At 74.1% G+C, this 18,505-nt stretch carries 16 protein-coding genes; 6 read left to right on the top strand and 10 right to left on the bottom strand.

Translation table 11 applies throughout. The features are described from left to right. Window positions 1-40: 40 nt before the first annotated feature. From ACFT41_RS09860 to pdhA, 4 genes are all read right to left on the bottom strand, one after another. A complete protein-coding gene (locus ACFT41_RS09860; RefSeq protein ID WP_165823299.1) occupies window positions 41-178 on the bottom strand; it encodes a hypothetical protein in 138 nt (45 codons plus the stop codon). Between the two features lie 222 nt (window positions 179-400). After that, entirely contained in the window at window positions 401-1,909 is a 1,509-nt protein-coding gene (locus ACFT41_RS09865) for a dihydrolipoamide acetyltransferase family protein (protein WP_377587271.1), read from the bottom strand. Further along, on the bottom strand, window positions 1,906-2,895 hold the full coding sequence (locus ACFT41_RS09870) for an alpha-ketoacid dehydrogenase subunit beta (RefSeq protein ID WP_377587272.1): 990 nt from the start codon (window positions 2,893-2,895) through the stop codon (window positions 1,906-1,908). Before ACFT41_RS09870 ends, ACFT41_RS09865 begins: the two co-directional genes overlap by 4 nt. Next, complete coding sequence (pdhA, locus tag ACFT41_RS09875) at window positions 2,895-4,082, bottom strand: pyruvate dehydrogenase (acetyl-transferring) E1 component subunit alpha (protein WP_377587274.1); 1,188 nt, start codon at window positions 4,080-4,082, stop codon at window positions 2,895-2,897. Before pdhA ends, ACFT41_RS09870 begins: the two co-directional genes overlap by 1 nt. A 530-nt stretch (window positions 4,083-4,612) precedes the next feature. Here pdhA and ACFT41_RS09880 point away from each other — a divergent pair. Continuing rightward, on the top strand, window positions 4,613-5,596 hold the full coding sequence (locus ACFT41_RS09880) for a hypothetical protein (RefSeq protein ID WP_377587275.1): 984 nt from the start codon (window positions 4,613-4,615) through the stop codon (window positions 5,594-5,596). 207 nt (window positions 5,597-5,803) lie between these two features. Here ACFT41_RS09880 and ACFT41_RS09885 read toward each other — a convergent pair whose 3' ends face one another. From ACFT41_RS09885 to ACFT41_RS09895, 3 genes are read right to left on the bottom strand one after another with little or no spacing between them, the layout of a single operon-like run. Further along, complete coding sequence (locus ACFT41_RS09885) at window positions 5,804-7,024, bottom strand: hypothetical protein (protein WP_377587276.1); 1,221 nt, start codon at window positions 7,022-7,024, stop codon at window positions 5,804-5,806. Window positions 7,025-7,079: 55 nt separating this feature from the next. Beyond that, a complete protein-coding gene (locus ACFT41_RS09890) occupies window positions 7,080-8,774 on the bottom strand; it encodes a GTPase (RefSeq protein ID WP_377587277.1) in 1,695 nt (564 codons plus the stop codon). Further along, a complete protein-coding gene (locus ACFT41_RS09895; RefSeq protein WP_377587278.1) occupies window positions 8,771-10,618 on the bottom strand; it encodes an ABC transporter in 1,848 nt (615 codons plus the stop codon). Before ACFT41_RS09895 ends, ACFT41_RS09890 begins: the two co-directional genes overlap by 4 nt. 211 nt (window positions 10,619-10,829) lie before the next feature. On the opposite strand from ACFT41_RS09895, the gene dnaK reads away from it, so the two are divergent. From dnaK to ACFT41_RS09920, 5 genes are all read left to right on the top strand, one after another. Beyond that, complete coding sequence (gene dnaK / locus ACFT41_RS09900; protein ID WP_377587279.1) at window positions 10,830-12,698, top strand: molecular chaperone DnaK; 1,869 nt, start codon at window positions 10,830-10,832, stop codon at window positions 12,696-12,698. A 47-nt stretch (window positions 12,699-12,745) separates the two neighbouring features. Further along, entirely contained in the window at window positions 12,746-13,489 is a 744-nt protein-coding gene (gene grpE / locus ACFT41_RS09905) for a nucleotide exchange factor GrpE (protein WP_377587280.1), read from the top strand. 79 nt (window positions 13,490-13,568) lie between these two features. Next, on the top strand, window positions 13,569-14,753 hold the full coding sequence (dnaJ, locus tag ACFT41_RS09910) for a molecular chaperone DnaJ (protein WP_377587281.1): 1,185 nt from the start codon (window positions 13,569-13,571) through the stop codon (window positions 14,751-14,753). A 32-nt stretch (window positions 14,754-14,785) separates the two neighbouring features. Beyond that, the gene (locus tag ACFT41_RS09915; RefSeq protein ID WP_377587282.1) at window positions 14,786-15,220 is read left to right on the top strand and encodes a heat shock protein transcriptional repressor HspR; all 435 of its coding nucleotides are present in this window, start codon (window positions 14,786-14,788) and stop codon (window positions 15,218-15,220) included. A gap of 138 nt (window positions 15,221-15,358) precedes the next feature. Next, entirely contained in the window at window positions 15,359-15,538 is a 180-nt protein-coding gene (locus ACFT41_RS09920; protein WP_377587284.1) for a hypothetical protein, read from the top strand. 21 nt (window positions 15,539-15,559) lie between these two features. Here ACFT41_RS09920 and ACFT41_RS09925 read toward each other — a convergent pair whose 3' ends face one another. From ACFT41_RS09925 to ACFT41_RS09935, 3 genes are all read right to left on the bottom strand, one after another. Next, window positions 15,560-15,991 carry a hypothetical protein gene (locus ACFT41_RS09925; RefSeq protein ID WP_377587285.1) on the bottom strand — a complete coding sequence of 144 codons (432 nt, stop codon included), beginning with the start codon at window positions 15,989-15,991 and terminating at the stop codon, window positions 15,560-15,562. Window positions 15,992-16,180: 189 nt separating this feature from the next. Next, the gene (locus ACFT41_RS09930) at window positions 16,181-17,386 is read right to left on the bottom strand and encodes a cation:proton antiporter (protein WP_377587286.1); all 1,206 of its coding nucleotides are present in this window, start codon (window positions 17,384-17,386) and stop codon (window positions 16,181-16,183) included. A gap of 7 nt (window positions 17,387-17,393) precedes the next feature. Next, window positions 17,394-17,894 carry a cation:proton antiporter regulatory subunit gene (locus tag ACFT41_RS09935; protein ID WP_377587287.1) on the bottom strand — a complete coding sequence of 167 codons (501 nt, stop codon included), beginning with the start codon at window positions 17,892-17,894 and terminating at the stop codon, window positions 17,394-17,396. Window positions 17,895-18,505: the final 611 nt, after the last annotated feature.

Raw genomic sequence — 18,505 nt, forward strand, 5'->3', positions numbered from 1 at the left:
CGGGTCGTCGAACTGGAGGAGGGGACGAAAGTGTGGGGCGTCAGCTCATGTGACGCTGGGCGATGGCGAGAAGCTCCTCGCGGACCGCGGGCGAGTTGGCGGACCGCAGGGCGTGCTCGATGGCACGGGCCCGGCGGTTGGCGTCGCGGCGGTTGCGGATTCGCTCGATCATGCTCATCTGGGTCTCTCCTCCTGGCTTATTCGGTTGTCAGCCCCTTGGTGACTCAATTGAACCGCATGCAGCTCGGAACTTCCAACGATTATTAGGTGAGCTGAGACACTTGCCTAAGGATCGTAGGTCAACGGGACGCATGGGCGGTGCTTTCTTCTTTCAACGGCCACGGCCGGTGTGCCGGGCGTTCACCCGTGGCACACCGGCCGTGGCTGGTGTCGCGACCCGTCAGGTCCAGGCGAGCAGCGCCGCCTCCGGGTCGGTCAGGAAGTCCCCGATGTCCCGGAGGAACTTCGAGCCGAGCTCGCCGTCGATGATCCGGTGATCGAAGGAGAGACCCAGCGTGGTCACCTGGCGCGGGCGGACCTTGCCCTTGTGCACCCAGGGCATCTCGCGGACCGCGCCGAAGGCCAGGATCGCCGACTCGCCCGGGGGCAGGATCGGCGTGCCGGTGTCCACTCCGAACACCCCGACGTTGGTGATCGTCAGTGTGCCGCCGGACATGTCGGCCGGCGAGGTCCGGCCGGCCTTCGCCGTCTGCACCAGGTCGGTCAGCGCGTCCGCCAGCTCACGCAGCGTGAGCCGGCCGGCGTCCTTGATGTTCGGCACGATCAGGCCGCGCTCCGTGGCCGCCGCGATGCCCAGGTTGACGTAGTCCTTGACGACGATCTCGTCACCGGCCCACGTCGAGTTGACCATCGGATGCCGCCGCACCGCCAGGAGCACCGCCTTGGCGACGAGCAACAGCGGCGAGACCCGCACGTCGCGCCACTCCCGCCGGCCGCGAAGCCGGTCCAGTGCCTTCATCGCCCGGGTCACGTCAACGGTCAGGAACTCCGTCACGTGCGGCGCGGTGAAGGCCGAGCGGGACATGTTCTCGGCGGTGAGCCTGCGTATCCCCTTGACCGGGACGCGTCGCTCGCGGTCCGCGCCGAAGCTCGCGGCAGCCGCGGCCGGTGCCGCGACCGTCAGCGGCTCGGCCGCAGTCGCGGTGCCGCTCGCCGCCCGCTGTACGTCCTCCCGGGTGATCGAGCCCAGCGGCCCCGACCCGCTCAGCGAGCCGAGGTCCACGCCGAGGTCCTTGGCGAGCTTGCGCACCGGCGGCTTGGCCAGCACCAGCCCGCCGGGCGGCCCGCTGCCGTTCACGCTCGTCGCCGTCGCCGGGACGGGCGCCGACGTCGAGGCGGGTGCCGACGCCGGGACGGGCGCAGGCACGGGCACGACCGGAACAGGGGCCGTCGGGGCGGCGGCGGGCCGGCCCGAGGCCGCGCCCTTGCGTGGGCGGCGCTTGGCCGGCGCGTTGCGCGGGCCGTAACCGACCAACACGGCGGTGCGTCCGCCCGGTGCCGCGCCGCCGATCAGCCCCGGCTCGATCATGCCCTCCTCGGGTGCGATCTCGACGGCGGCCAGGGAAGCCGCCGACGGGGTCGGCCGGTCGGCGGACGGGGTGCCTGTCGTCGACGCCTCGATCGGGCCGGCGCCCGGATCGGTGTCGATCGCGATGATCGGCGTGCCGACCTCGACCGTGGTCCCCTCCGGGTGGAAGATCGACCGCACCTGGCCGGCCCACTTCGCGGGGATCTCGACGGCCGCCTTCGCCGTCTCCACCTCCACGATCGGCTGGTTCAGCTCGATCGTGTCGCCCTCTTTGACCAGCCAGGCGAGGATCTCGCCCTCGGTCAGCCCCTCGCCCAGGTCGGGCAGGTTGAACTCCTTGATCCGTGACACGCCGCTCACCACCCGAAGGCGCGGTCGACGGCGTCGAGCACCCGGTCGAGGTCGGGAAGGTATTCCTCCTCCACCCGGGACGCCGGGTAGGGGGTGTCGAAGCCGGTCACCCGCAGCACCGGGGACTCCAGCGAGTAGAAGGACTCCTCGGTGACCCGGGCGGCGACCTCCGCGCCCAGGCCCAGGTTGCCCGGCGCCTCGTGCACCACCACGCACCGGCCGGTGCGCCGCACCGACTCGTACACGGCGGTCAGGTCCAGCGGGGAGAGCGTGCGCAGGTCGACGACCTCCAGCTCCCGGCCGTCCTCGGCCGCGGCGGCCGCCGCGTCCAGGCAGGTCCGCACCATGGGCCCGTACGCCAGCACGGTGGCGTCCGTGCCGGCCCGCACCACCCGGGCCGAGTGCAGCGGGTACGCCGCCGACAGCGGGCCGTCCAGCTCGACCGGGCCCTTCTCCCAGTAGCGCCGCTTCGGCTCCAGGAAGACGATCGGGTCGTCCGAGGCGATCGCCTGCTGGATCATCCAGTACGCGTCCTGCGGGTTGGCACAGGTCACGACCTTCAGGCCGGCGGTGTGCGCGAAGTACGCCTCCGGCGACTCCGAGTGGTGCTCGACCGCGCCGATGCCGCCGCCGTAGGGGATGCGGATGACCATCGGGATGCGCACCTTGCCCTGCGAGCGGTAGTGCATCTTCGCCACCTGCGACACGATCTGGTCGTACGCGGGGTAGACGAAGCCGTCGAACTGGATCTCGCAGACCGGGCGGAAGCCGCGGATGGCCAGGCCGACGGCGGTGCCGATGATGCCGGACTCGGCCAGCGGGGTGTCGATCACCCGCTGGTCGCCGAAGTCCTTCTGGAGCCCGTCGGTGATCCGGAAGACGCCGCCGAGCTTGCCGACGTCCTCGCCCATGATGACGACCTTCTGGTCGTGCTCCAGGGCCCGGCGCAGGCCGGTGTTGAGGGCCTTGCCGAGGGTGAGCGTCTCCGTGGCCATCAGTGTGCGCTCCCTTCGAACGACTCCAGGTAGCGGCTGAACTGCGCCCGCTGCTCGTCGAGCTCCGGGGAGCCGTGCGGGTAGACGTGGTCGAACATCGTCACCGGCTCGGGGTTGGGCATGGCGAGCACCCGCTCGCGCAGGTGCACCGACTCGGCGCGGGCCTGCTCGTCGACCTCGGCGAAGAACGACCCGTCGGCGATCTTCTGCTTCTCCAGGAACGCCTTCATCCGGGCGATCGGGTCCTTGGCCTGCCAGGCCTCGACCTCGCTGGCGATCCGGTACCGGGTCGGGTCGTCGGAGGTGGTGTGCGCCCCCATCCGGTAGGTGTACGCCTCGATCAGGCTGGGGCCCTGGCCGTGCCGCGCGTTGTCCAGCGCGTGCCGGGTCACCGCGTACGAGGCGAGCACGTCGTTGCCGTCCACCCGTACGCCCGGGAAGCCGAAGCCGCGCGCCCGCTGGTAGAGCGGGACGCGGGTCTGCCGCTCCAGGGGCTCGGAGATGGCGTACTGGTTGTTCTGGCAGAAGAACACCAGCGGGGCGTTGAAGACGCTGGCCCAGACGAACGCCTCGTTCACGTCGCCCTGGCTGGTCGCGCCGTCGCCGAAGTAGGCGATCACCGCCTCGCCGTCGTCGCCGCCGGTCTTGCCGTCCATGTGGACGCCCATCGCGTACCCGGTGGCGTGCAGGGTCTGCGCGCCGATCACGATCGTGTACATGTTGAACTTGAACTCGTTCGGGTCCCAGCCGCCCTGGTCGACGCCCCGGAACAGGCCGAGCGGCATGATCGGGTCGATGCCCCGGCAATAGAGCACGCCGTGCTCCCGGTAGGTCGGGAAGGCCATGTCCTGGCTGCGCAGCGCCCGCCCGGAGCCGACCTGCGCCGCCTCCTGGCCGAGCAGACTGGCCCACAGCCCCAGCTCGCCCTGCCGCTGCAACGCGGTGGCCTCGGCGTCGAGCTTGCGGACCAGCACGAGGTCGCGGTAGAGCCCGCGGTACTCCTCGTCGGTGAAGTCGACGCGGTACTCCGTGCCGTCCGGCCCGAACGCGCTCTCGACGCGCTCTCCGGCGGGGGTGAGCAGCTGTACGAGTTCCGGGTCGCCGCCAGCCGTCGCGGCCGTTCGCTTGGCACGGGGTGCGGCTCGCCGGCCGCGGGTGGTGGTGACCCCGGGGTCGCCCTTTGCCATCCGTCTCTCCCTGTCGTGGTCTGCGCCGGCACCGGGGGTGACCCGCTCCGCGCAGTGCGTGCACCCGCCCGGCTGGTGCCGGGCTGGTTCCTGGCGGCCGCGCCTAGCCCCGGTGAGGGTTGCCGCGCGGCGTGAGCCGGATTCCGTGCGAACCCGGTTCGGGAGCGCCGGCGTCGTACCGCGCCTGCCGCGGGGTGCGCGGAGGTCGCGGCTGCGTTGCCGTCGTGCCCCAAATGATGGCAGAGGAGATGAGCGCGCCCACAGTACGCCCGCCCCGCATTCCGGGCGCTGTCGGGTTTGCGGCTGGTGGGACCCCATGCCTGCGCGAGGATCGTGACCCGCAGGGGCGCGCCGGACAATTTGTGTGTCGACACGCGGTGGCTCCTGGTGAACTGGCCGTCACTGAGTCAAGCTGTTGAGGCTGGTGGGCATTTCATGGGCTTATGACCCTTTTTGTGCCTCGGCTGCCGTCCGCCCGTGCCAGTGCTGCCGTCCACCGGTGCCCGTGATCGACGACGAGGAGTGTGTGCGTGTCCCAGCCAGATGAGGGTCCCACCGCGCCGCTGCTCGGCCGGCACCGTGCGGCCGGGGGCAGCTACCGTCGGGTCGTCGGGGCGCACCGTGCCCCCGGCTCCGGCGGCCCCGGTCGCGGGTACCTCTTCACGGTCGCCCTGCTCGCCGGCACCGCCTCGATGCCGATCCTCGCCGCCATCAGCACGGGGTCGGCCACAGTGGGTAGCACCGCACTCCCGGACAGCAGCACCCCGTTCATCCCCACGCCCTCCGCCGGGCCGGTGATCGTGCCGGCGACCGGCCGACCGGCGGTCACCCCCTCCGCACTGCCGGGCACGGTCGTGGTGCCGCAGCCCGGGCTGCCCGGTCCGGGGCTCCCGCCACCCGCGCCCGCGCCGGTGGTGCCGGCCGCCTCCGACCGGTCGGACCCCGAGGCGGTCCACAGCCCGCCGCCCCGGGTGCCGACCCTGCCCCCGCCGACCACCGTGACCCCGGCCCCCACCCCGACGCCGCACCCCTCCCCGGCCCCGGCACCGACCGGGGAACCGACGCCCCCGGCCGAGCCGACGGCGACCCTTTCCGCCTCGGCCCAGGTGCCGGTTCCGTCGTCCGGCACCGAGCCGACCGTGAGCGCGGAGCCGCCTCCCGGCACCGAACCGACGGCGACCGGAGAACCTGCCCCGAGCCCCGGGCCGACGGCGAGCGCCGACCCTGCCCCGAGCCCCGGGCCGACGGCGAGCGCCGACCCTGCCCCGGCTCCCGAGCCACCCGCGAACGCGGAATCCCGGTCGAGCGCGAGCGCGCAACGGGCCCCCGGCCCCGGGCCGGCGGCGGTGCTCACGGCGGTGCCCAGCCCGCCCACGCGTAGCCGTCCGCCGGCCGCCCCGACCGGCGCGCCCAGCCCCGCGCCGCAGACCCCGGCCGTCCCGCCCCGGCCCACCGCCTCCGGCGCTCCGGCCGAGCCCCTCGTGGGCGAAGGCCGGCAGCCCGCCGCCCGGTGAAGCCCGTCGCTGCCGACTCGTACGGCAGTCGTCAAGCTGCGGGCCCACACCCTGCCCCAGGTGCTGGTCGGCGGCACCGTCGGCGGGCTGGTGGCCGGGGGCGTCCCCGGCACCCCCGCGTCGGCCCCCTCCGGGGCCGTTTACGGTGCGCTCGGTTGAGCGCCCGCCGCCCGGCCCGGCCACCTGCCCGCCGGGCCGGAGGCCGGGTCAGGCCCCGTCGTCGGCGAGCCGGTGCCGGTTCGCCTCGATCCAGGCGTCGAGGGCGGCCGGGTCGTCCGGGTCCACTCCGTCGGCCATCAGCTGGGCCACCGCCGCCGTGGCGGGGCTGCGGCGTTCACCGGTGGAGTAGAGCCGGGCGAACTCGGGGATCATCTCCTCGACGGCCGTGTCGGTCCGCTGCGCCGCCGCCTGCGGCAGCCCCTTGCGCCGGGCCGCGTACGCCGCCCAGCCGCGCAGCACCCGGGGCAGCATCGCGGCGTCGTCCATGTCGAGCACGGCCCGCCGGTGCACCCAGTCCAGCAGGAACAGCTCGGCCACCGTGGGGCTCCAGCGCAGCGCGTCGGCGTCGGGGAAGCTCGCCGCGTGGTCGAGCAGCAGGCTGAGGCAGAAGTGCAGCGAGGCCAGCCCCGCGTCGTCGGACGGGTCGAGGTCGTAGCGGGCCGCCTCGGGCGAGGCGAGGAACGCCCGGACCAGCTCCGTGCGCCGGTCGCCGGAGAGGGGCTCGGCGTCGGGGGTGGCCCCGGCGGTCGGCGGGGGCAGCAGCGCCAGCCGGGCACCGGCCAGCGCCCGGTCCGCGGCGAGGGAGCCCTCGGCGGGCAGCTCGCCCAGGTCGTCGGTGACGGCCAGGTGCCGGGCGACCTCGCCGTGCATGCGGGCCGGGTCCTCCTCCCGGAACCAGGTCAGCTCGTCGCCGTCGACCATCTCCCGGACCTGGTCGACGATGCGCCCCGCGGGGCCGCCCACGAAGACGTCCTTGGTGATGCCGATGTTGTGGTCGACGAGGGCCACCAGCGCGTGCTCGGGGCCGCCGGCCGCGTCGTCGTAGGCGAACGTGGCCAGGTAGGAGGTCTGGTCGCCGTACACGTCGCCGTAGCACCAGGTGCCGGTGAGGTGCACCCGGCCGAGGTGCGCCGACCACGTCGGTGCCTGGGTGCCGGGGTTGACCTTCGCCGCGCCCTCGGCGTCCGGCACCAGGGCGGCGAAGACGGAGCGGATGGTCCTCGCCGCAGCCGTGCGGCGGCGGGAGGTGGCGGCGAGGAAGCCCGTGACGAACTCCCGGACGGCCGCCTCCCGGTCGGTCTCCGCGACCGAGTAGACGCTGCCGAGCAGCGCCGCGCCGAGCATCTCGGCATCGAGGGCGGTGTCGAGCCTGGTCACGTCGCGTGCGGCGTACAGCACCGCGTCGTAGGGGGTCTGAGGCGTGGCCATGCGTCGACCCTACGCCCGCCGACGGTCCCCGAACAGCGAAGAAAGACCGCGGTCGTCAGCGGCGGGCGGCGTCGCGCAGCGCCTGCCGCGCCTGCCCGTGGCGGGCCAGCACCGCCCGCACCGGCTCCATCACGTGCTCCTGCCCGACCGCGCTGACGGCGAGGGTGAGCCGCTTCTCGGCCCGGTCGCGCGCCCGGCGGGCCGCCCACCGCACCACGGGCCTGGTCAGCGCCGCCACCAGCAGGCCGGCGAGCAGGCCGCCGAGCAGCAGCACCGTGGGCAGCGGGGCCTCCCCGACCCGGGGATGGTCCAGGGCCGGCAGGCCCAGGGCGCGTAGCGCGTAGCCGAGCGCGAGCCAGCCGAGGCCGGCCACGGCCGCGAGGGTGACCAGCCACTGCACCCCGCCGACGATCCGCCACCAGGCGGGCCGGCGGTCCAGCCCGAGGTCGGTCTGCGCCACCGCGCGGTCCAGGGCGTCCGGCAGGTCGCCGAGGCGGGACCGGGCGGCGGTGGTCACCGCGGCTGCCCACGAGTCGGGCAGGCCGGCACCGGCGCGGTCGGCCACCGTCCGCACGGCCAGCCCCAGCGCCGAGCGCTGCGCGGCGGTCGGATCGGGTACGGAGGTCGCGGCGACCAGGCTCTCCGCCGGGTCGCCCGCGTCGCCGCCGGTGGGCGGGCCGGGCAGGTGCAGTCGGCGCAGCGGGTCGGGGCGCAGCCGCCGCCAGCCGCGCACCAGCGGCCAGCCGGTGCTCGCGGCGGCCCGGTGCCGGTACGCCCCCTCGACCGCCTCCGCCACCGCCGGCACCCCGGCCGCGCCGGCCAACGCCCGGTTCAGCCCCGAGGCGGGCCCGACGTCCGGCGCGTCGACCGGGGGCTCGGCGGCGACCAGCTCCTCCAGCCCGGCGACGACCGCGTCCACGTCGCCGGCGAGGCGACGCAGGGCGGCCTGCCGCTCGGCGACCGTACGCTCAAGCGTGGCCCGCAGCTCGGTGATCCCGGTCGGGTCGCCGGCGGTGGTGGCCAGCAGCGGCACCCCGTCCAACCCGTCGGCGTCGAGGAGCCGGCGCAGGTCGGCCAGGACGCGGGGCAGCTCGGCCGGGGGCAGCCGGTCGGCCTGGTTGAGCACGACCAGCGTCACGTCCCGATGCCGGTGGAACTCGCGCAGGTAGCTGGTGTGGACGACCCGGTCGGCGTACTTCTGCGGGTCGACGACCCAGACCACCAGGTCGACCAGGCCGAGCAGCCGGTCGACCTCCAGCCGGTGCGACCGCTGCACCGAGTCGAAGTCGGGCAGGTCGAGCAGGACCAGCCCGTGCAGGGCCGACTCGTCGTCGCCGTCGAGCGCGCTCTCCCGGACGAAGCGGTGCCGGGGCAGCACGCCGGTCCAGTCGAGCAGCCGGTTCGCGCCGTCGAGCGGGCCCCAGACGCAGGCGTGCGCCACGCCGGTGGTGGGGCGGCGCACCCCGACCGGGGAGAGGTCGAACCGGGCGAGCGCGTTGAACAGGCTCGACTTGCCGCTGCCGGTGGCACCGGCGAGGGCGACGACGGTGTGGTCGCGGGAGAGCGCGAGCCGGGTGCCGGCCCGTTCGACGAGGGTGTGCGCGGGCACGAGCTGGGTGTCCGGGAGCTGGCCGTCGGCCGCTTCGAGGAACCGCCGGACGGCCGCGAGGCGGGCGATCAGCGCGTCCGGGACGACCCGCTGGTCGCCGCGCAGCGCCTCGCGCACCCGGCCGACGATGTTCGGGCTCACCGCGCCTCACCTTCGGGGGCCAGCGCCGAGGGCAGGGCCGCCGCGCCGGCCGCCGCCAGGCCGCTGCGGCGCCGGTCCTGCTCCACCCGCTCGGCCGCCGCCCGCAGGGCGTCGCCGGTGTCCGTCGCCGGCCGGGCCGTCGCCGTGCGGGACAGGAACCGGGTGGCCTCCGCGTCGAGCAGCTCGCGGACCCGCGCCAGCAGGTCGCCCCGGGCCTTCGCGGCCAGCGTACGCACGGCCTGGTCGCCGAAGATCGCCTGGAGTACGGCCTGCCCGGCGACCGTGGTGCCGGCACCCGTGGCGACCTCCAGCCCGGTCGGGACGAACGCGGTCGAGGCGAACACGGCGATCATCACGGCCAGCCCGGTGGCGTTCACCGCGTACGCGGCGGTGCGGGCCACGAACCGCCGGTCGGCGCCCTCGGCCCGGACCAGCTCCAGCACCCCGCGTTGCCAGTCGCGGACCAGTCGTTCGGCGCGGTCGGGGAAGTCGGTGCCCGGGTGGGCGAGCGGCGGGTCGAGCAGGGCCGCCCCGGCGGGATGCGCCCGCCACCCGGTGTACGCGTTCTCGGCCGCCTCGGCGGCGACCCCATGCAGCAGCGTGACCAGCTGCGACTCGATGGCGTCGCGCAGCTCGACGGCGGGGGCGGGCCGGCCGGTCACCGCCGCCACGAGCCGGTCCCGCAGCCGGCCGATCCGCGCCTCCAGGGTGCGGAAGAACTCGCCGGTGCCGACGAGCTCCTGCCAGCGGGCGAGCACCTCGCCGCGCAGCAGCCGGCCGTCCTTGAACCCCTGCTCCACGGTCCGCTCGGCCCCCTGGTAGGCGGCGACGACCCGTTCGTCGAGGGCGTCGGCGGCGGCCCCCTGCTCGTCGGCGGCGTCGGCCAGGCCCGCGACGGCCGGGCCCAGCGCGGCCAGCGCGCCGTCCAGGGTCTGCCGGACGACGGCGGTGCGCGCCCCGGCGTCGGCGGCCAGCCGGGAGAACCAGGTGCTCAGCGGTTCGGTGACCTTGTCGGGCAGCAGGCCCTGGCCGTCGACCCAGGTCTCCGGGAGGACGAACAGGGGTGCCGCGCCGAGGCCCTGGGCGGCGAGCATCTCGGCCAGGTGGGCGGCCACCTCGTCGGTGGCCTCCGCCGGCACCCGGTCGAGCACCATGGCGATCACCACGCCCCGGGCCCGGGCGGTGTGCAGCAGCTCCCAGGGGACGGCGTCGGCGTACCGGGCGGCGGTGGTGACGAAGAGCCAGAGGTCGGCGGCGGCGAGGAGCTGGCCGGCCAGGGCGCGGTTGGCGTCGACCACCGAGTCGATGTCGGGGGCGTCGAGGAAGGCCAGCCCGGCGGGGAGCGCCGGGGCGGTCACGAGCTGGAGGGTGCCCGGGTCCTCGCCGGGCTCGTTGGTGCGGCTGAGGCCGGGCAGCAGCTCGCCCTGGCGGAACCAGCCGGAGTCGGCGGGGTTGCACACGAGCACCGGCGAGCGGGTGGTCGGCCGGAGCACCCCGGCGGCGCTGACCCGGGCCTGGACGAGGCTGTTGACCAGGGTCGACTTGCCAGCCCCGGTGGAGCCGCCGACGACCACGAGCAGCGGCGCGTCGAGCCGGGCGAGCCGGGGCAGGAGATAGTCGTCGAGCTGCGCGGTGAGGCTCGCGCCGACGTGCCGGGCCGCCTCGGCCGAGGGCAGGGCGAGCGGGAACCGGGCCGCGCCGATCGCGGCCCGCAGGGCGGTGAGCGCGGCGGGCAGGCCGTCGCCGGAAGGGCCGGACGGGTCCTCCCCGGCCTCCTCCGTGCCGGTACGGGCGGCGACGGCGGGCGAACCGGTTTCGATGGCGGGATCGCCGTGCGTCGTCACCGCTAAAGCGTGCCCGACCGGCGCAAGGTAACACAACCGGGCTCCCCCGAACGCGAGGTTGCGTCGGGTCGGCTCAACTCGACTTGACGATCGCCGTGAGCGTGGCACTATTGAGTCAAGTTCACTCAACTTGTGGCGAGTGCAGGGCGGGGCAACCCCGTCACCTGCGCCGACGTGAGAAGCCTCCAACGTAAGAAGCGAGGAAGCGAAGATGGCACGTGCGGTCGGTATCGACCTCGGCACGACGAACTCCTGCGTCAGCGTTCTCGAGGGCGGTGAGCCCACCGTCATCGCCAACGCTGAGGGCTCGCGGACGACCCCGTCGATCGTCGCGTTCGCCCGCAACGGGGAGGTGCTCGTCGGTGAGGTCGCCAAGCGGCAGGCGGTGACGAACCCGGACCGGACCATCCGGTCGGTCAAGCGGGAGATCGGCACCAACTGGACCGTCGACATCGACGGCAAGAAGTACACCCCGCAGGAGATCTCGGCCCGGACGCTGATGAAGCTCAAGCGGGACGCCGAGGCGTACCTGGGCGAGCAGATCACCGACGCGGTGATCACCGTCCCGGCCTACTTCAACGACGGGCAGCGCCAGGCCACCAAGGAGGCCGGCGAGATCGCCGGCTTCAACGTGCTGCGGATCGTCAACGAGCCGACCGCGGCGGCCCTGGCGTACGGGCTCGACAAGGGCTCGAAGGAGCAGACCGTCCTGGTCTTCGACCTCGGCGGCGGCACCTTCGACGTGTCGCTGCTGGAGCTGGCCGAGGGCGTCGTCGAGGTCAAGTCGACCAGCGGCGACAACCAGCTGGGCGGCGACGACTGGGACCAGCGGATCATCGACCACCTGGTGAAGACGTTCCGGGGCGAGCACGGCATCGACCTGGCGCAGGACAAGATGGCCCTCCAGCGGCTGCGCGAGGCGGCCGAGAAGGCCAAGATCGAACTGTCGGCGGCCACCACCACCAACATCAACCTGCCGTACATCACGGCCGGCTCCGCCGGCCCGCTGCACCTGGACGTGACGCTCAGCCGCGCCGAGTTCCAGCGGATGACGCAGGACCTGCTGGACCGCTGCAAGGGCCCGTTCGAGCAGGCCGTGAAGGACGCCGGGATCAAGGTCGCCGACGTCGACCACGTCATCCTCGTCGGCGGCTCCACCCGGATGCCGGCCGTCACCGACCTGGTCAAGCAGCTCACCGGCCGCGACCCGAACAAGGGCGTCAACCCCGACGAGGTCGTCGCCGTCGGCGCCGCCCTGCAGGCCGGCGTGCTCAAGGGCGAGGTCAAGGACGTCCTGCTGCTCGACGTGACCCCGCTGAGCCTGGGCATCGAGACCAAGGGCGGCATCTTCACCAAGCTCATCGAGCGCAACACCACCATCCCGACCAAGCGCTCCGAGGTCTTCACCACGGCCGACGACAACCAGCCGTCGGTGCTGATCCAGGTGTTCCAGGGCGAGCGGGAGATCGCGGCCTACAACAAGAAGCTCGGCACCTTCGAGCTGACCGGCCTCCCGCCCGCGCCGCGCGGCGTGCCGCAGATCGAGGTCACGTTCGACATCGACGCCAACGGCATCGTCAACGTGCACGCGAAGGACCTGGGCACCGGCAAGGAGCAGAAGATGACGATCACCGGCGGCTCCTCGCTGCCGAAGGACGACATCGAGCGGATGCGCCGCGACGCCGAGGAGCACGCCGACGACGACAAGCGCCGCCGCGAGGAGGCGGAGACCCGCAACGTCGCCGAGGCGCTCCAGTGGCAGACCGAGAAGTTCCTCGCCGAGAGCGGCGACAAGCTGCCGGGCGAGAACCGGGAGCAGCTCAACGAGGCCCTCGGCGAGCTGCGCGGCGCCCTCGGCGGCCAGGACATCGACAAGATCAAGGCGGCCCACGAGAAGCTCGCGCAGGTCTCCCAGCAGGCCGGCTCGCTGCTCTACGCGTCGCAGCAGGCCGAGCAGGGCGAGCAGCCCGGGGCGGCCGGCCCGGGTGCCGGCCCGGGTGCCGGCGCGACCGGCGGTGCCAAGGCCGGCGGCGCCGACGACGTGGTCGACGCGGAGATCGTGGACGAGGACAAGAAGTGACGATCCGCCTCGGACACGTACCCACGGCCAAGGGATGAGGTAACCGCATGACGGAGAAGCCACGAGCCGCCGACCCGGTGGAGTCCGGGTCGACGCCGGGTGGCTCCGCGACCGCCGGGCAGTCCGCCGGTGAGCAGCCGCGGGTCGTCATCCGTGACAACCGCAGGATCAGCAGGTCCGAGCCGCCCGCCGCGACCGACGCCGGGGCCGACACCCCGGCGGAGGGGCTGGTCGAGGACGCCGAGATCGTGGTCGACGAGATCGAGGTCGAGGCCGCGTCCGTGGACGGGCCGCCCGTGGTCGACGCCCCGGCGCAGCCGGTCGAGAGCACGGCTCCGCCCGCCGGCCCGCCGCTCGGCGCCGAGCTGGAGGCGCTGCGGGCCGAGCTGGACGAGCGGACCCGGGACCTGCAACGGGTGACGGCGGAGTACGCCAACTACCGCAAGCGGGTGGATCGGGACCGCAGCCTCGTCCAGGAGCAGGCGACCGGCTCGGTGCTCACCGCGCTGCTGCCGATCCTCGACGACCTGGACCGCGCCCGCGAGCACGGTGACCTGGTGGGTCCGTTCGGCACGGTCGCCGAGCAGCTCACCACCGCGCTGGGCAAGTTCGGCCTGTCCGCGTTCGGCGAGCAGGGCGACCCGTTCGACCCGACCCGGCACGAGGCGGTGGCCCACCAAACCTCCGCCGATGTGACCGAACCGACCTGCGTGCAGGTCATGCGCCGCGGCTACCAGCTCGGCGAGCGGCTGCTGCGGCCGGCGATGGTCGCGGTCGCCGACCCGCAGTAGTGCCGACCCGTGTCGTCCCGCCCGCCCGCACCGGGCGGGCGGGACGTCCGGGGTACGTCCCGTGGAAGGGGGTGGACCGGTGAGTACCAAGGACTGGATCGAGAAGGACTACTACGCCACGCTGGGCGTGCAGAAGTCCGCCTCCTCGGACGAGATCAAGAAGTCGTACCGGAAACTGGCCCGGGAGTCGCATCCGGACCACAACCCGGGCGACGCAGGAGCCGAGGAGCGGTTCAAGGCCGTCTCCGAGGCGTACGCGGTGCTCGGCGACGAGGCCAAGCGCCGCGAGTACGACGAGATGCGCTCGCTGTTCGGCTCGGGGCAGTTCCGGCGCAACGCCCGGGGTCCGGGTGGCCCCGGCGGGCAGCCGTTCGACGTGTCCGACATGTTCGGCGGCGCGGCGGGCGGCGGTGACCGGCGCTTCGGCGGGGCCGGCTTCCAGGACCTGTTCAGCACGATCTTCTCCGGCGGCGGGGCCGGCGGCCCGACCCGTGCGCGTGGCCCGGCGAAGGGCCGGGACATCGAGACCGAGGTGGCGCTCGACTTCGGCGACGCGGTACGCGGGGTCACCCTCCCGCTGACCCTGCGCGCGCCCGGGATCTGCGACACGTGCGCCGGCAGCGGGGCGAAGCCGGGGACCTCACCGGTGACCTGCCAGGTCTGCCACGGCGCCGGGGTGACCAACCGCAACCAGGGGTCGTTCAGCTTCTCCGAGCCGTGCCGCAACTGCCAGGGCGTGGGGACGGTCGTCGAGGAGAAGTGCCCGGAGTGCCACGGCACCGGCGGGGTCACCAAGACCCGCACGCTGAACGTCCGCTTCCCCGCCGGGGTGGCCGACGGGCAGCGGATCCGGCTGAACGGGCGCGGCGAGCCGGGGGAGCGCGGCGGCCCGGCCGGCGACCTGTACGTGCACGTGAAGGTGCGGCCGGACGAGCTGTTCGGGCGTACCGGGGACGACCTGACCCTGACCGTGCCGATCACCTTCCCGGAGGCCGTGCTCGGCATGGACCTGCGGGTGCCGACGCTCGACGGCACGGTGACCCTGCGGGTCCCGCCGGGCACGCCGAGCGGCCGGGTGCTGCGCGCCCGGGGCAAGGGCGTGGTGCGCCGCGACGGCCGGGCCGGTGACCTCCTGGTCACCCTCGACGTGGTGGTGCCCGCCGGGGTGTCCGACGAGGCGCGGGCGGCGCTGGAGACGTTCGCCGAGCAGACCCCGCCGGCCGCCCGGGAACATCTCGACGCCCGGGTGCGTCGGTTCAGTTGAGCCTGCTGGAGTGTGTGCGGAGGTGAGCGGGGATGGCGGGAGAGCACGTCGGCTCGGGTGACCCTGCCTACGAGGCCAAGGTGCTGATGATCTCGGTCGCGGCGCGGATGGCGGGGATGCACCCACAGACCCTGCGCCAGTACGACCGGCTCGGCCTGGTGCAGGCCGGCCGGGCGGCCGGCGGCGGGCGCCGCTACAGCGTCCGGGACGTGGTGCTGCTGCGCGAGGTGCAGCGGCTCAGTCAGGACGAGGGGGTCAACCTCGCCGGGGTCAAGCGGATCATCGGCCTGGAACGCCTGTTGGAGCAGGCCCAGCAGCGGGTCGCGCGGCTGGAGGCCGAGCTGGACGCCGCGTACCGGCGGGTGGCTGAGCTGGAGTCCCTCGCCCGGTTCCCGGGCAGTGACCTGGTGCCGACCAACCGCACCTCCACGGCCCTGGTGGTCTGGCGTCCCCGGCGCGACCGCTGACCCGCCGCGCACCTCACCCGAGCCCTACCGGCCCGGTCCGCTTCCCGGAACCCCGGCGCGGGCCGGGCCGGCTCCGCTAACCTGCGAATCAGGCCCGGCCCGAACGACCCGGGCCTACCGCGCCGGCGAGGGGGAGCCATGTCGGAACCGGCCAAGAAGGTGGCGAAGCAGGCGGAGGAGCGGCTCGACCGGGTCGCCAAGTCGGCTCGGCAGCAGTTCGACAAGATCACCGAGGGCCGGTTCGCCGACAAGGTCAAGGAGGGCCGGTTCGCCGAGCGGGACGCGGGTGGCGACGATCGGGGCGGATCGGCAGCCTGAGGCGACGCCCACGCGTCAGCGTCAGCCGATGCGGCGGTTCTCCCGGACCAGGCCGCCCTCGCACCAGTCCCGGTAGACGAACAGGTGGGGTCGGGCCAGCAGCACCCGGCTGTTGTGCGCCCACGTCCGCATCATCTCGTCGCCGGTCCGCTCCGACTGCTCGACCAGCTTGCGGAAGCGCCGCTTCGGGTGGGCGCGGAAGTTCGTCCGGATGCCGTCGGCGGCGTAGATGTAGAGGCAGTGCAGCGCGAACCGGCGGGCCGGACAGGCCGGGTCCATCGCCAGCTCGAAGAGGGTCTGCACCAGGTGGTCCCCGGAGACCAGCAGGTCCCAGTCCGGCGGCATCGACGTCAACGGCACCGAGTCGGGTTGGTACGCCCACGCCCGCAACTCCGCCGGGGACGGGTCGACGGGGTTGGCGAAGCCGTGGAACGTCGAGTCCTGCACGCTCACCGGCCAACCTTCCGCTCGCGCCCGAGGGCGGCCGAGCGGCCTCCCACGGACCCTTGCTGCTGGGGCGAAACGGTAACCCGGGCCGCCGACCAGGGGGAAGGGGCTCCCGGCACCAATTCGGCATCCGATGGACGCGGGCGGGGCCGACCGTACGGCCGACCCCGCCCCGGCGGCGAACTGAGCTCCGACTCAATCGGTGCTGACCAGCGGCTCTGGGCGCTGGGCGACGGCCCGCTGCCGCAGCCACACCTTGAACCAGGCGAAGTCGGGCAGCCGGGCCAGCATCGGCCCGGTCACCACGGTGATCAGCACGTACGCGGTGGCCAGCGCGGCCAGCCTCGGCTCGACGCTGCCGGCGGCCACGGCGAGCCCGGCGATGACGATGGAGAACTCGCCGCGTGGCACCAGGGCCAGCCCGGCCCGCCACCGGCCGGGTTCCTTGATCCCCACCCGCCGGGCGGCCAGGTATCCGGTCAGCGTCTTCGTCCCCATCGTCACCACGGCCAGCGCGAGCGCCGGCAGCAGCACGGGCGGGATGTCCCGGGGGTCGGTGACCAGGCCGAAGAAGACGAAGAACACCGCTGCGAACAGGTCCCGCAGCGGGGAGAGCATCTCGGTGGCGTGGTGCGCCACGGGGCCGGACAGGGCGATGCCGACGAGGAACGCGCCGACCGCCGCCGACACCTGGAGCTTCGCCGCGATGCCGGCGACCAGCAGCGTGAGCCCGAGCACGCCGAGCAGCAGCGCCTCCGGGTCCTTCGCGGACAGGGCAGAGGAGATCAGGTGGCCGTACCGGATCGCCACCACGAGCACCAGCACGACGGTGCCGACGGCGACGCCGAGCGTGACGCCGCCGCGGAGCAGGCCGGAGCCGGCCAGCACGGCGGTGAGCAGCGGCAGGTAGAGCGCCATCGCCAGGTCCTCGATGACCAGCACCGAGAGGACCACCGGCGTCTCCCGGTTACCGAGCCGACCGAGGTCGGCCAGCACCTTGGCGATCACGCCGGAGGAGGAGATCCAGGTGATGCCGGCGAGCACGATCGCGGCCACCCAGTCCCAGCCGAGCAGGAAGGCGAAGGCCGCGCCGGGCAGCGCGTTGAGCACGCCGTCGATCAGGCCGGCGGGCGCCGCGGAGCGCAGGTTGCCGACGAGCTCGCCCGCCGAGTATTCCAGGCCGAGCATGACCAGCAGCAGGATCACGCCGATCTCCGCGCCGACGGCGAAGAACTCCTCGCTGGCGTTGAGCGGCAGCACGCCGCCGTGGCCGAAGACGAGCCCGGCGAGCAGGTACAGGGGAATGGGCGAGAGGCCGATCCGCCGCCCGAGCCGCCCCAGCAGCCCGAGCAGGAACAGCAGTGCACCGACCTCGATGAGCAACGTTGTGGTCTCGTGCATCCGCGCCTCAGCCGTCCGGGTCGCTGTCGGCAAGAATGGCGGTCACGCCGTCGAGCCCCTGGCGGGTGCCGACCACGACCACCACGTCACCGGCGTCGAAGCGGAAGGCCGGGTCCGGCGAGACGATCACCTCGCCCTGGCGCAGCACCGCGACGATCGAGGCGCTGGTCCGCGTGCGGGCCTTCGTGTCACCGAGCCGCTTGTTGACGTACTTGGAGCCGGCCGGGATGGCGATCTGCTCGGTGAGCAGTCCGGCGGCCTGCTCGCGCAGCCCGGAGAGCTGACCGAGCATCAGCGACGCGCCGAGGATGTCGGCCAGCGCTTCGGCCTCGTCGTCGGTCAGCGGTATGTCGGCCTGGCAGGAATCGGGATCATCCGGATCGTAGAGGACAAGGTCGCGGCGGCCATTGCGGTGGGAAACCACACCGAGCCGGCGTCCGGACTCCGTCACCAGCTCGTGACGCATTCCGATCCCGGGAAGGGCAGTCTGTTCGACACGTACTCGCACGGCGCCAGGCTACCGGTTGGGGGGCAGGCCGATGACTCGTCGATTCGGCCGCAGGGCGGTCGCGCTGCTGCTCGTACCGCTGGTGGCGGGCTGTTCGATCGACGACGTCCGCCGCCCGCCGCCGGACCGCGCGGCCCCGTCGCCCCGGCCGCCCGCGACCGAGCCGGCGCCGTCGCCCCCGGCCGTCGACGTCGAGTTGCGCGAGGTCCGGGTCCCGGCCTGCGGCGCGGGACTGCCCGGCGGTGCGCTACGCCACGGTCGACGGCGGGCGCACCTTCGCGCACACCACCGGAAAGCAGGAGCCCGTCGCGTGGCGGGCCGCGCAGGGCCGGTTCCAGCTCGACCAGGCCACCGGCCGGGTGGTCCGCTCGGCGGGGCAGCGGATGACGCCGCTGCCAGCCCAGCCGCGCGTGCCGGTGCCGCACGGCATCGTGGAGGCCCGGGGCCTGCTGGTGGTGGCCGGCGTCGACGGCGGCAAGCCGTACGCGGCGGTCTCGACGGACCAGGGGCGGACCTGGCAGCGGACCCCGGTGCCGGCGCCCGGCGGCGAGGCTGCCTTGCCTTGCCGCGCCGCCTTGCCGGGGCGGTGGACTCGTTCGCCGCATAGGGAG

This window comes from Micromonospora sp. NPDC057141, assembly GCF_042670805.1.
Lineage (GTDB): Bacteria > Actinomycetota > Actinomycetes > Mycobacteriales > Micromonosporaceae > Micromonospora.